The following is a 13,619-nucleotide window of genomic DNA, read 5'->3' as shown; positions in this document are numbered from 1 at the left end:
TCATGAAGTCCTCAGTAGTACGAGTCCTGGCGGCCGTCCTTCTGCTGGCTGGTTGCAGCGGTGGCACCAATGCCGGCACCGGTGGCAATACCGCCGAACCCAGCGTCCTGACCGTCGCCTCGGTGGACCAGGGGTCGGTCGAGGACGTGGTGAAGGCGTTCGAGGCGGCCAACCCCGGCGTCACGGTACGTCTCAGCACGAGCGGCGCCGACCAGTACCAGCAGCAGATCCGGACCCAGCTCGCCTCCGGCACCGGACCGGACGTGATGTCGGTCTGGCCGGGCAACGGCAACCCAGGCGCGACCTATGTCCTGGCCAAGCCCGGGTACTTACTCGATCTGTCCGGCCAGCCCTGGGCCGCGAAGTACCCGGAGTCGGTCAAGACGGTGACCCAGTACGAAGGCAAGACCTACAACGCGGTCTTCGGCCTCAACGCCATCGGTGCCGTCTACAACCAGCAAGCCATGGAGAAGGCCGCTCTCACCCCGCCGACGACCTACACCGAACTGCTGGCTTTCTGCCGTGCGGCCGCCGCGAAGGGAACTCCGGCATTCGCACTGGGCATCCAGGACAAGTGGGTGACCCAGTTGGTGCTGTACAGCTTCGTCGCCACGACCGTCTACGGCGACGACAAGAACTTCGACAAGAAGATGCAGGACGGCCAGGCCACTTTCGCGGGCTCGGCCTGGAACACCGCCCTGGCCAAGTACATCGAGATGGACAAGACCGGGTGCTTCCAGCAGAACCCGCTCGGCACCAGCTACGAGGCCAGCCAGCAACTGGCCGCGACCGGCAAGACGCTGGGCATGATCCAGGGCAACTGGGTGATCGCCCTGCTCAAGAAGCAGAACCCGGCCGGCACGTTCACCATCAAGGCACTTCCGGCCACGGACGACGCCTCCAAGGCCCTTATGCCCGCAGCGGCCGGCGCCGGTTACGGCGTCAACGCCAAGACGAAGAACAAGGACCTCGCGCTGAAGTTCGTGAACTTCGTGATGTCCCCGCAGGGAATGAACCTGTTCGTCACCAAGCAGGGTGGGTTGCCTGCCCTGACCGACACCGGCTTTGGCGCCGACCCGTCGCTGGCCGAGGTCGGCAAGTTCATCAACGACAACCGTACTGTCCCGTTCATGGATCAGCTGTGGCCCAACGCGAAGGTGCAGCAGACGATGCTCACCGGGCTGCAGGAGATCTTCAGTGGACAGTCGACCCCGGACAAGATGCTCGTCGCGATGGACGCCGACTACAAGGCAGGAGCATGAACCATGTCAAGGCATCTCGCTGCCGGACTGGGATTGTCACTCGCGTTACTTCTTCCTGCCGCACCGGCCATGGCATCAGGTAGATCCGATGTGGACGTGACCGCTCTGCGGGTCAACGACCGGCACGACGAACCGCTGGGCATCGACGACGGCAACCCCTTGCTGTCATGGCAGATGGTCGCCGCGCATCCTTGCCGGCAACGGGTGTGTCCCGCCGACCGGCAGACCGCGTACCAGATCCAAGCCGCGTCCACCGAGTTGGACCTGAAGAAGGGGCGGCTCATCTGGGACACGGGCAGGGTCAAGTCCGCGACCCAGTCCGGAGTTCGTTATTCGGGCCGGAAACTCGGTTCGCGGGACCGGGTCGTGTGGCGCGTGCGAGTCTGGGATGCCGACTCGCGGGCGTCGGACTGGAGCCGGTCGGCCGCATGGGAAATGGGGCTGCTCCAGCAGAGCGACTGGGGAGCGGCCCGGTGGATCGAGTACCCGGGCCGGACCGAGGGCCAGCCGATGCCGATCTTCGCCCGGCAGTTCACCGTGGGCCGGAACGTCAGCCAGGCCCGGCTGTATCTGTCCGGCGTCGGGTTGCAGCTGCCGACGCTCAACGGAAACAAGCTCACTGACGAGGTACTCGCGCCAGGGAACTCGAACTACCAGCTCTCCAGCGAGTACCGGACCTACGACATCACAGATCGCTTGAACAAGGGAGACAACACACTCGGCGTTCAACTCGGGAACGGTCCCGCGTACGTCCGGCGAAGCGTCACCAACGCGGCTGTCGGTAGGAATTCTCCGTACTCGTGGTGGCAGAGCCAGCTCAAAGGCAGCGGAGTGCTCGCTGCCGATGCTGCGGCTGGTACCACCGTCGTGCAGCTGGACAACGTCGCCAACTACCATGTCGGCGGCACGGTCAACATCGACACCGGCAATGGCGGCGAGAACCTGGAATCCCGCACCATCACCGGAATCGAAGGCAGCGGCATCACATTCACTCCCGCACTGTCCAAACCGCACACAACAGGTGCGGCGGTGACTGGTTCGGGCAACAACATCGCCGCGAGTGACCCCAGTGCCGGTGCCGCGGTCACGCCGCGGTTGATCGCGCGGCTGGAGATCTCGTACGCCAACGGCAAGAACGACGTCATCGTCTCGGATCGGTCCTGGCACACCGCGCTCGGATCGCTCGTCACCGACGCCTGGTACTCCGGAGCGGACTACGACGCCCGCCGCGAACAGCCGGGCTGGGATCTACCGAGGTCCGACCTCTCGGCGACCGCGAAGCGCCGGGACGGATCAGCTATGTCATGGGGCGCGGCCGGTTTCGCGCCGCCGCCGAATCTCGCCACCAAACTCGTGGCCAGGACGGCCGAGCCGGTCAAGATCGCTGAGACGTTCACGCCGGTCTCGGTGACCAACCCGGTGCCGGGCACATGGGTGTTCGATTTCGGACAGAACATGGTCGGCTGGCCTCAGCTGAATCCCGACAGGCGAATCCCGGCGGGGACGACCATCCGCGTCGCGCCAGCCGAGTCCCTTGCCGCGAACGGGACTGTGGACCAGACGTCGCTGATGGGTGGAGGTGGTAGTCGGGGCACCGACCTGTTCAATACTTACACCACAGCCGGTTCCGCGCGGGAGAGCTGGCATCCGGAGTTCAGTTACTTCGGTATGCAGTGGGTTCAGGTGACTGGTCTGCCCGAGGGATTCGTACCCACCAAGGACCTGGTCAAGGGTATTCGGTTGCAGGCGGCCACACCTGTGGCGGGCGAGGTTTCCACGTCCAACGCCCGCATCAACCGTATTCACACGATGGCCAGGTATTCGTTCGCGTCGAACATGATGTCGGTGTTCACCGACTGTCCGGGGCGGGAAAAGCTGTCCTACCCGGCCGACTACACCATGCCGATGGGCGCCATCCACCGCAACTTCGAGCTCGGCGCGTACCTCCGGACAACAATGCGCCATCTCGTGGAAGGCCAGTCGATGGCTGACACGCCGATGCGTGGCAACGTGGCTCTGAAGACTCCCGTCTACGACTGGGGCTACAGTGGACGCTTCGGTGATGAGATCAACTGGGGTAACGCGATTGTTCTTGTCCCCTCGATGTTGTACGAGATGTACGGCGACACCGAGACAATGACGCGATACTACGACCAGATGGTGGCGTTCGCGGACTACATTCAGCGGCAGAAAGCGAGCCCGGCGCACATCGTCGACGCCGCCCTCGCCGACTGGATCTCCGCCGAGCAGACCTCAGGCCGGATCACCGGGACGTGGGGCTACTACGTCATGATCAGCAAACTCGCGACGATGGCGGAGCTGACCGGCCACCAGGCCGACGCCCGGAAATACCGGACACTGGCCCAGGACATCAAAACGTCTTTCAACGCCGCCTTCTACAACACCACCCTCCGCCGGTATACAGCTGACGGAAACGCAGGAACAGTTGGTGCGACGCAGGCTGCGCAAGCGTTGGCCCTGGATGCTGGGCTGGTGCCGGACAGTGAGCGGCAGGCTGTCCTTGCCGCGCTCGTTGAGCTCGTGTACGCGTTCCACCCCAACGGGGATGGGCCGCATTTCAGTGGCGGGACAATCGGGATGGCTTCGACTGTCCGTGCGCTTGCCGCTGGTGGCCGTGACGACGTGTTGTGGGAGTTGCTGCAGGAAGACGACCAGCCCAGTTATGGGTACTTCATGCAGTCGACTACTGCTAATCCCGGCGGGATGACCACCATCGGTGAGAACTGGGGTCGTGGGGCTTCGAAGAACCACATGATCCTTGCTCAGATTGAGGAGTGGTTCCATACCGGGTTGGCTGGGATTCGTGTTGAAGGTCCCCAGTTGGTGGTTATTCAGCCCAAGGTTGTTGGTGACCTTACTCATGTGAAGGGTAGCTTCCAGACGAGGCAGGGTGCTGTTGGCTCTGAATGGTTCCGGTCGGGTCGTTCGTTCCGGCTGACAGTGGATGTTCCGGCTAATACTGTTGGTGAGGTTTGGGTTCCGGTGCAGGCTGGGGAGAAGGTTCGGAAACCTGACCGGGCTGAGTTCCTGCGTGTTGAGGGCGGGTATTCGGTTTATCGGACCGGGGCTGGGTCTTTCGCCTTTACCGTTGTTCCGGGCTGATTGTTCTTGCGAGCTGTTCGCAGAGCGCGCCACCCTGCGAACAGCTCGCATCCCGGCTTTGGTGTCTGTGGCTGGGACGGCTCGATTTGACACGAAGCCTCTGAGGCGGCCACGTCAGGACTAAAGGGCAGGCCCATGGATCAAGGTGGGGTTCTCGGTCAGAGCCATGAGGGGCCTGCCGCTGTCGTTCACCCAGGACGACATCCGGTCGCAGGGCTCTGCCTTGCCTCTGTCGTCGGCGTCTGCATCGGGTCTGGTGTCTGACTTCTGTCCGGGCAGGTGATGTGGTATGCCTGTGTTCGCCGCCGCAACGGCCTTTTAGGAGAGGTTTGTGATCCGTCGGATCAGCGTTGCGGCTGTGGCCGCCTGCATGCTCCTGACTGTTGTGCCGGGTGCTTCGGCGTCAGCGCCGCCCTCTGCGCCGGTGAACCTGCGTGTTGTGGATGTGACGCAGACGAGTGTCACCTTGGCGTGGGATGCGGCTACTGATGATGTTGGTGTGTTCTCGTATGAGATCAACCAGCGCGGCAGTATGTCCAGGATTGTTGGGGGGCGGACCACTACCAAGGTTGTGGACAACCTGCAGCCTAACCGTGAGTACCGCTGGACTGTGCTGGCCAGGGATACTGATCGGGCGCTTTCCTTACCCAGCAACGAAGTGGTCATGACTACTGCGGTTCGTGCGCCGGATGTCACGCCGCCGACTGTGCCTGCCAATGTGCGAGTTGTCCGGGCTGGGGCCAACAATATTGAGCTGGCTTGGGATGCCTCGGCTGATGATGTCGGGGTGACTGGGTATGAGGTTCGGCTGGGGGACAAGAGGGTGGCTATGTCCACCGGCACGACTGGGTCGGTCAATGGGCTGCCTGACCGGACGAGTTTCGATTTTACTGTGGTGGCCAAGGATGTTGGCGGCCACTTCTCGGCTCCGGCGGCGATCTCGGCTCGCACCAGGCCGGGGGCGGACCCCGTGGGCCGGGCTGACCGGCTTGCCGTGAGTGACGATATTCCGTGGGGGCTGACGTTTCTGCCTGATGGGTCGGCTCTTTTCAGCGAGCGGGATGCGTTCAAGATCTATCATCTGACGCCTTCGGGGACGAAAACCCTGGTTGCCGTAGTGCCGGATGTCGCGGGTACGACGGGGGAGGGCGGCCTGATGGGCCTGGCGTACCGGTCAGGCTGGTTGTACGTCATGCACACCACGCTCACCGACAACCGGGTTGTCCGGTTCAAGTACGCGAACCAGACCCTTGATCTTGAGTCTCGGCAGGTCCTGGTGTCCGGCATCGCACGCAGCAAGTTCCACAATGGTGGGCGCCTGCGGTTCGGGCCGGATGGCAAGCTTTATGCCTCAACCGGTGATGCCCAGAACAGTGCGAATGCCCAGGATCTCAACTCGCTCAACGGAAAGATCCTGCGGATGAACCCGGACGGCACTGTCCCCGCGGACAATCCGTTCCCTGGCAAGTACATCTGGAGTTACGGTCATCGGAACCCGCAGGGTCTGGCGTTCGACTCCCGGGGACGCCTTTGGCAGTCCGAGTTCGGCAATTCCGAGCAGGACGAACTGAACCTGATCCGTAAGGGCGGCAACTACGGCTGGCCATACTGCGAAGGTCCATGTGGCGCGCACGACCGCAACCTGATCGACCCGGTCCAGACCTGGCGCACCTTCAATGCCTCACCCAGCGGCCTGACCATCGTGAACGACACAATCTACCTCGCCGGTGAGGCAGGGCAACGCCTGTACCGCATGCACATCGTCGGCGACCGGACTACCGCCCCGCAGACCTATTTCTTCGGTGCCTTCGGTCGTCTTCGCACCGTCGAAGCAACCCGCGACGGCAATCTCTGGCTGACAGCAACCAACGGCGACAAGGACAACACTCCCGGCAACGACGCCAACCAGGTCCTTCACATCGCTCTCTGCTGACCTGACAAAAGCCCTGCGCTTAACCGAAGCGCAGGGCTTTGTCGGTTAGCGGCGCATCACGCGCTGTGCCAGGCGGTTGCCGGCGAACTGCGCTACCTGGACCAGCACGATGATGATCGCGACTGCGACTGCTGTGACTGTCCAGTTGAATCGCTGGTAGCCGTAGACGATCGCGAAGTCGCCCAGCCCGCCGCCGCCGATTGCGCCCGCGACCGCGGACATGTCGACGACCGCGACGAAAACGAATGTGTAGCCCAGGATCAGCGGCCCGAGTGCCTCGGGTACGAGCAGGGTGGTGATGATCCGGAGTGGACTCGCGCCCATCGCGCGGGCCGCTTCGATCACGCCTGGGTCGATGGTGACCAGGTTCTGCTCCACGATTCGTGAGATGCCGAATGTGGCCGCCGAGATCAGGGCGAACGTCGCCGCGCCGGTGCCGAGCTGGGTGCCGACCACGGCGATGGTGACCGGTCCGATCGCTGTGATGAAGATGATGAACGGGATCGGCCGGACGATGTTGACCGCCACGTTCAGCACAGTGTGCACCGGCCGGTTGGCCAGGATGCCGCCGGGCCGCGTGCTGTAGAGCGCGATGCCGAGCAGCAGTCCCAGAAATCCGCCCACCACAAGGGTCGCGGCCACCATCCACAGTGTCTGGCCGATGGCGTCGAACAGCAGCGGCCGCAACGTCTCCCAGTTGGTGCCCATCAGGCCAGCTCCTCCACGTCCGTGGCCGCGCGCAGGTCGGCGATCAGCTTGTCCACCGACGCGTCCTCGCCGACCAGTTCCAGCGTGAGGCTGCCGAACGAGGTGCTGCCCAGTTCCTTGACACCGCCGTGGACCACCTCGAACCGTACGTCGTAACGACTCTGTGCCTCCGAGAGCACCGCGCCGATTCTCCGGTCGTCGCTGATTCGCGCGGTGACCAGCCGTCCAGGGTGCCGTTGCCGGATTCGTTCCAGGTCACCGGGTTCGGGCCGGGCACGCAGCACAGTTTCGACGAATCGTTTGGTGGTCTGTTCCCGTGGTGCGGCGAACACCTCCCGCACTGGACCGTGCTCGATGACTCGCCCGTCTTGCAGCACGGCGACGCGGTCGGCGATCTCCCGGACGACCTCCATCTCGTGGGTGATCACCACAATCGTCACGCCGAACTCCTGGTTGACGCGCTGCAGCAGGCGAAGGACCTCGCCGGTGGTCTCCGGGTCGAGCGCGCTGGTGGACTCGTCGGCCAGCAGGATCTTCGGGTTGGTGGCCAGCGCGCGAGCGATGCCCACGCGCTGTTTCTGCCCGCCGGAGAGCTGATCCGGGTAGTGCCAGGCGCGGTCGGTGATGCCGACGAAGTTCAGTAGTTCGGTGACCCGCTTCTCCCGGTCGGCCTTGGTCCAGCCGGCGACTTTCAGGGGGTACGCGACATTGCCGAACACCGTACGCGAGCGCAGCAGGTTGAACTGCTGGAACACCATGCCGATGCCCAGCCGCACCTGCCGTAGCCGCCGCTCCGGCAGGTTGGTGATGTCGGTCCCGTCGACCAGGACGTTCCCGGACGTGGCGCGTTCCAAGGCGTTCATCAGCCGTACCAGGGTGCTCTTGCCGGCGCCGGAATGGCCGATCACGGCGTAGATCTCGCCGGCCTCGATGCTGAGATCCACGCCGTCCAGCGCGGTGACACCGCCAAAGGTCTTGCCGACGCCGCGGAACTCGATCAGCGTGGTCACGACCGGGTCGAGCGGATCGTGCCGGACAGCCGGGTGAGGATCGCGGTCAGATCGGCCGGCTTGCGGTCCACGAGCACGGAGGTGTTCTTGGCCTCCGCACGGACCTTCTCGGCCACTCGTGGGTCCTTGTAGATCTGCGCGACCTTGGCGTACACGGGGTTGTCCTTGTCGGCTGCCCTAGCGACGATCGCGTTGATGTACGGCTCGGCCGCCGGATCCGCGGGATTGTCAGCGAACAACGCCTTTGACGGGTCCAGACCACCGTTGAGCGCGAAGTTGTTGTTCACGATCGAACCGTCCACAGAGGGCAGTGAGGCCACGGTCTGCGCCGCGTCCACCGGGGTGACGGTCACCTTGGAGCGTCCCTTGTCGATCTCTGCCGGGGTGGAGAGAACGTTGCCGCCGCCCTTGAGCGTGACCAGGCCCGCCTTCTGCAGTACCAACAAAGCGCGCGCTTGGTTGGTCGGGTCGTTCGGGATGGCGACCGTGCCGCCTGCCGGGAATTCGGCCACAGCGCTGTGCTTGCGCGAGTACAGCGACAGCGGGACGACATAGGTGGACGCGATCGGCGTCAGCGTGTCGTTGTTGGCCACGTTGTAGTTGGCCAGGAACAGCAAGTGCTGGAACAGGTTCAGGTCGATCCGGCTCTGCGACAGGGCCGGGTTGGCCTGGGTGTAGTCACTGAAGCTGACCACCTGCAGGTCGATGTTCTCCTGGGCGGCCAGATCGCGGAAGGTCGTCCAGTACGCCGCACCTGCCTCGGTCGTGCCGATCCGCACTGTCGTCCTGCCGGCTGCCGCGTCGTCCGACCCGCGAGTCGTGAACACGATCACTGCCGCGATGGCGACGACGACAACGACCGCGATTCCAACGGGAAGCCCGCGATTGCGCTTCGGCCGCTCCGGGAGCGCGGTGACGTCTCCGGAGGTGTTCTGCTCAGCCATGACTGCCTTTCACTCCGAGGAGGGGATGACCCGGCGGTCACTGTCCATTCGGGGTACCGGCTGATCCAAATCGTTCCACCATCCGGTCAGGGCGTCCGCGCGATTGGAAATCGCATTCTTCTCGTGCTACAGAAAGGATGGTGACGAGACCGCGATCACATTCCTGCGGTACTTACCAAGCGATAGGCATCGCCACCATGGTTCGGACGGAGAAACCGCCCTTCCAGCTGACTTTCGCTATGATAGTTTGTAGGTCGCCTGGGAAGGGATGCCGATGACACGCGCCTACCTCTATGAAGCGATCCGTACCGGGCGTGGCAAGGCCAAGCCTGGTGGTGGGCTGGCCCAGCACACGCCATTGCAGCTGCTGACCGCCCTGTTGACGGAGATCTCGGCGCGGCACGGCCTTTCGGGCGACGCGGTGGACGACGTCCTGATCGGCACGGCGACGCAGACCGGTGCACAGGGCGGCAACATCGCCCGGACTGCGGCGATCCTGGCAGGATGGGGCGAAACAACACCGGGTATGACGCTGAATCGGTTCTGCGCGTCGGGGATCGATGCGATCAACACCGCTGCGGCGTACACAAATGCCGCTATGGCCGAGCTGATCGTCGCCGGGGGAGTGGAGTCGGTCTCGCACACGCCGATGTACTCCGACCACGCCCCACTGTTCGAGGACCCGGATGTCGTGGAACGTACCGGCTCGGTCGCCATGGGCATCGCCGCGGACCTAATCGCGACGCTTGAAGGCTTCGACCGGCCCGAACTCGATGCATACGGAGTCCGTACGCAGCGCCTGGCGGCGGAGGCCTGGCAGGCCGGACGGTTCGACGGCGATGTCGTCCGGATCGGTGATTTCGCGTCGGACGAGGCGATCCGGCCGGCTACGACACTGGAGTCCGTCGCCCAGTTGCCGGCGTTGTTCGCCCAGTTCGGTGCCGACGGCCAGGACGATCTGGTCCGGCGTCACCATCCGGACGTGGGCGAGATCCGGCACGTGCACACCGTGGCCACATCACCGACCATTGTGGACGCCGCAGCGATCACGCTGATCGGCGGCGAGGCCGCCGGTGCTCGACACGGCCTTCGGCCCCGGGCCCGGATCGTGTCCGCCGCCAGCGTCGCGGGGAACCCGGTCATCATGCTCACTGCCGCTCAACAGGCCGTATTGACCGCTCTTGAACGGGCCGGCCTGCATCCGGATGACGTCGCGGTATTCGAAGTCGCCGAGGCGTTCGCGGCGAGTTGCCTGAAATTCCAGCGAGATCTCAAAGTGACGGGCGACCGCTTCAATCCGAATGGCGGCACCATCGCGATGGGGCACGCTTTCGGAGCGACCGGGGCGATCCTCGCGGCCAACTGTGTCGGGGAACTCGAGCGGCGCGGCGAACGTTATAGCGTGATCGCGGTCAGCGGCGCCGCCGGCCTGGGCAGCGCCACCGTTCTGGAGAGGGTGGTATGAACCCGTCCCTTGCTGTGTCGCTAGGTTTCTGGCAGGACCGTCCGCCGTCCGAAGCTCTGCTCACCGCACGCCTGGCAGACGAGACGGGCTACCGTCGCTTGTGGATCGGGGAGATGGCGACGTACGACTCGTTCGCCCTCGCCACAAGGATTGCGACAACTACGACGAACTTGCACCTGACCATCGGGCCACTGCCGGTCGCGGTCCGTGACCCGATGCTCATCGCCCGTGGTGTCGCCTCGGTCGCTGATCTGTCCGGAAAGGACATTGACGTCGCCCTGGGAACGTCCAGCACGCTTGTGGTCCGTGACTGGCATGGCCGCGAATGGTCCGGCAGAGCGCTCCGGGAATCCGTCCAGGCGGTGCGATCACTGCTCAGCGGGCAGAAGACGGTTTTCGAAGGAAAGGCCGTCAGCACAAAAGGCTATCGGCTGCGCCTCGACCCACCGAAGTCCGCCATCGCTGTCGCGGCCTTCGGTCCTGCCGCGGTGCGAACGGCGGCCCAATTCGGGGATCGGATGGTCCTCAACCTCATCACGCCCCGTTCCGCCGCGGCCCTCGTCGAACAGATGCGGCACGACGCAGCGGAAGCCGGCCGCGAACCACCGAAAGTGACCGCATGGGTGATCGCCGCGGTGGACTCGGCGCCGGACGCGATCGAACAGTTCCGCCGCGGCGTCGTGGGCTATCTCGCCGCTCCGGGGTACGGCGAAATGTTCAATGAGGCGGGTTTCGAAGACCTGGTCACCTTCGCCCGCACCCGTCCCCACCCTGCCGAACTGCTCGCCGCGATCCCCGAGGAGCTGATCCACTCCATCGGCCTGACCGGTGATGCGGCGAGCATCAAAGCGCAGCTTGCCGCCTATGCCGCCGCAGGTATCGACGAAATCGCCGTCGTTCCAGCCAGCGTCGACTCCGATCCCGGCGGTCGTCGTACCCTCACGGCTCTCCAGCGGATCACCGGGGAGTGAACGCCCTCCGGTTTGTACGTGTCTTGTAGGTGGGGTTGTCAGCATGTCCGCGGCTTCGACGATCGATCACGGGCCCGTCATCGATGGCGGGAGAAGCGAGGTGGGCGATGACATCACCAGGCAGGACTTGGATCGTGAGAGGGTTGTCCGCGGCCCTCGGCGCCGTGCTCATGGTCGCCTTCGTCCCGGGCGCCTCACAGGCGCAGACCGAGGATGTCGGCATCATGGCGGCGCACAAGAGCCCGTTCAACTGCGGCAAGACCTTCTACGCCAACAACTGGACGCCCGGCCACAACCCGTCGGGCTCAATCGACTGGCAGAGCTACGGCAGTGACGCGATCAGCGGCGAGACAGTCCGCGCGACGGCGGGCGGCACCGCCCGGTTCTACTCGACCCTCGCGGCGGCCGACGAGATCGGCATCATGGCGTACGGAAACTACGTGGTCATCACCCACAGCGACGGCACCAAAACCCGGTACGCGCACCTCGCCAGCATGGTGCGGAGCGCAGGGTCGTCGCTGACGGTGAGCCAGGGCACCGTGATCGGCACAGTCGGCGGAACCGGCGGCGACTACCCGCCGCATCTGCACTACGAGCAGATCACCTCAGGCGGCGCCATCGACAGCAGCCCTACGGTCGAGGGCGTCACCGTCTCGCTCGGTCAGAAGAAGACCATCACCAGCACCAACGCCTGCAGCGGCGGCAGCAACCCGTACACACCTGAGGAGGTCTGCGGCAGCGGCTACAGCGTCATCGACTCGTCGGCACTCACAGGCGGCACCGTCTACCTGCTCTACAACTCAAGCAACAGCACCAACTGCGTCGTGACGCTCAAATCCACAAACCTCGGCACACCAACGGCAGTCTCGGCATTCGTCGAGCCAGAGGGCGGCGTCAGAACTACTGATTCAGGCAACTACGGCCACTACGCCGGCCCCGTACGCAAATCCGCACCAAACGTCTGCGTGCGGTGGGGCGGCTCAGTCGGCAGCAGCGCCTACACCAGTCCCTTTGAACACTGCGACTGAAGCAACCGGCGGGTGTGGTGCATCGCGTCACACCCGTCACCGCTTCCAGTTGTTCAGCGGAAACCAGGAGAGGTAGGCGGAAGTCCCATCAGCACGGCGCCGGCCGCGTCGAACATCGCCGGGCCGAGGAACGCGTGCTGTTTGGGGACAAGGGCGTCGCCGAACAACAGCTGCAACGGATGATTGTTGCCGATCGGTGCGGCGCCGGAGATCTCGACGAGCTGTCCGACGACGTCCGACGCAGTCCTTGCCAAATGGGCAGAGGCGAGCCGCAGGTGCGCGTTCTGCTTGTCCGTGGCAGGATTCCCCGCCACGACGGTTGCCCAGACTTCGTGGCTGAGCTCGTAGAACCAAGCCCTTGCCGAACGCAACGCGGCCTCGGCGGCAGCGATCCCGGTCCGGTAGTAAGGCCGGTCAGCCAGCTTCGGGGCGCCGGTCACACCGGTGTATTCCGCGCCCACTTCCTCCGCATAGTTCAAGGCGGCCCGCGCAACACCGGCTCCGACGACAGCGAGCACCTGTGAGGCGTACGCGATGGTCGGATAACGGTAGAGCGGTTCGTCCACTGTGGGCTGTCCGCCGCGGATGAACGTCCACTCCCGGGGGACCTCGACATCCCGGACCGCAAGATCGAATGAGCCGGTACCGCGCATGCCGACGACGTCCCAGTCGTCGATGATCTCGACCTGATCCGGGCGCAGCACGGCGACCCGCGGCTTGCCCGCCGACGACTCGTCACCGGCGATGCCGACGCCGAGCATGTCGGCCCCCATACAGCCGCTGGCGTACTTCCATCGGCCGTTGACCACGAACCCGCGCTCGGTGGGAACGACTGCCTGGACCGGAAAGAGCCCGCCCGCGAACACTACGTCCGGCCCGTCCTTGTACAGCGCCGCCTGGGTCTCCAGCGGCAGCGCGGCGAGGTAGATCAGCGCGGAGCCGAAACTGGCCACCCAGCCGGTGGATCCGTCGACCATCGAGATCCGCTCGATCTTCTCGAGAAACTCGGCCGGCGGCAGCGGCTCGCCGCCGAACTTGGCGGGTGCGGTGGCCCGGTAGAGCCCGGTCTGCTTGAGCCGGGTGACGAAGTCCTTCGGAACATAGCGCTGCTCGCGGAACTCCGCCCGCCGCTCGGCCAGCTCCGCCAGCACATCGTCGAACGTGACCATTCGTGC

The 13,619-nt window shown here is 64.7% G+C and carries 10 protein-coding genes; 6 read left to right on the top strand and 4 right to left on the bottom strand.

Annotated elements, in window-relative coordinates; all coding sequences use genetic code 11:
* The first annotated feature begins 2 nt into the window (after positions 1-2).
* From JOF56_RS49450 to JOF56_RS49440, 3 genes are all read left to right on the top strand, one after another.
* The gene (locus JOF56_RS49450) at positions 3-1,262 is read left to right on the top strand and encodes an ABC transporter substrate-binding protein (RefSeq protein WP_209646383.1); all 1,260 of its coding nucleotides are present in this window, start codon (positions 3-5) and stop codon (positions 1,260-1,262) included.
* A gap of 3 nt (positions 1,263-1,265) precedes the next feature.
* Positions 1,266-4,385 carry an alpha-L-rhamnosidase gene (locus JOF56_RS49445; RefSeq protein ID WP_209646382.1) on the top strand — a complete coding sequence of 1,040 codons (3,120 nt, stop codon included), beginning with the start codon at positions 1,266-1,268 and terminating at the stop codon, positions 4,383-4,385.
* Positions 4,386-4,716: 331 nt separating this feature from the next.
* The gene (locus tag JOF56_RS49440; protein WP_209646381.1) at positions 4,717-6,318 is read left to right on the top strand and encodes a PQQ-dependent sugar dehydrogenase; all 1,602 of its coding nucleotides are present in this window, start codon (positions 4,717-4,719) and stop codon (positions 6,316-6,318) included.
* A 45-nt stretch (positions 6,319-6,363) separates the two neighbouring features.
* On the opposite strand, the gene JOF56_RS49435 is transcribed toward JOF56_RS49440, so the two are convergent.
* From JOF56_RS49435 to JOF56_RS49425, 3 genes are read right to left on the bottom strand one after another with little or no spacing between them, the layout of a single operon-like run.
* Positions 6,364-7,026 carry a methionine ABC transporter permease gene (locus tag JOF56_RS49435; protein WP_209646380.1) on the bottom strand — a complete coding sequence of 221 codons (663 nt, stop codon included), beginning with the start codon at positions 7,024-7,026 and terminating at the stop codon, positions 6,364-6,366.
* Positions 7,026-8,036, bottom strand: coding sequence for a methionine ABC transporter ATP-binding protein (locus tag JOF56_RS49430; protein WP_209646379.1), 1,011 nt, complete (start codon positions 8,034-8,036; stop codon positions 7,026-7,028). Before JOF56_RS49430 ends, JOF56_RS49435 begins: the two co-directional genes overlap by 1 nt.
* Positions 8,033-8,980, bottom strand: a complete 948-nt coding sequence (locus JOF56_RS49425; RefSeq protein ID WP_209646378.1) for a MetQ/NlpA family ABC transporter substrate-binding protein — start codon at positions 8,978-8,980, stop codon at positions 8,033-8,035. Before JOF56_RS49425 ends, JOF56_RS49430 begins: the two co-directional genes overlap by 4 nt.
* A 274-nt stretch (positions 8,981-9,254) precedes the next feature.
* Here JOF56_RS49425 and JOF56_RS49420 point away from each other — a divergent pair, with 274 nt between their 5' ends.
* The 3 genes from JOF56_RS49420 to JOF56_RS49410 all read left to right on the top strand — a co-directional run bounded on the left by JOF56_RS49420 (position 9,255) and on the right by JOF56_RS49410 (position 12,444).
* Positions 9,255-10,445, top strand: coding sequence for an acetyl-CoA C-acyltransferase (locus tag JOF56_RS49420; RefSeq protein ID WP_209646377.1), 1,191 nt, complete (start codon positions 9,255-9,257; stop codon positions 10,443-10,445).
* The gene (locus JOF56_RS49415) at positions 10,442-11,416 is read left to right on the top strand and encodes an LLM class F420-dependent oxidoreductase (RefSeq protein WP_209646376.1); all 975 of its coding nucleotides are present in this window, start codon (positions 10,442-10,444) and stop codon (positions 11,414-11,416) included. The genes JOF56_RS49420 and JOF56_RS49415 overlap by 4 nt, the downstream gene beginning before the upstream one ends.
* Before the next feature lie 134 nt (positions 11,417-11,550).
* A complete protein-coding gene (locus tag JOF56_RS49410; RefSeq protein ID WP_307855619.1) occupies positions 11,551-12,444 on the top strand; it encodes a M23 family metallopeptidase in 894 nt (297 codons plus the stop codon).
* A gap of 53 nt (positions 12,445-12,497) precedes the next feature.
* Here the strand turns inward: JOF56_RS49410 and JOF56_RS49405 are convergent, their stop codons facing one another.
* The gene (locus JOF56_RS49405) at positions 12,498-13,613 is read right to left on the bottom strand and encodes an acyl-CoA dehydrogenase family protein (protein WP_209646374.1); all 1,116 of its coding nucleotides are present in this window, start codon (positions 13,611-13,613) and stop codon (positions 12,498-12,500) included.
* Positions 13,614-13,619 lie beyond the last annotated feature (6 nt).

The sequence above is a fragment of the Kibdelosporangium banguiense genome (assembly GCF_017876405.1).
GTDB classification, from domain to species: domain Bacteria; phylum Actinomycetota; class Actinomycetes; order Mycobacteriales; family Pseudonocardiaceae; genus Kibdelosporangium; species Kibdelosporangium banguiense.
This window is presented reverse-complemented; position numbering and strand designations above follow the sequence as displayed.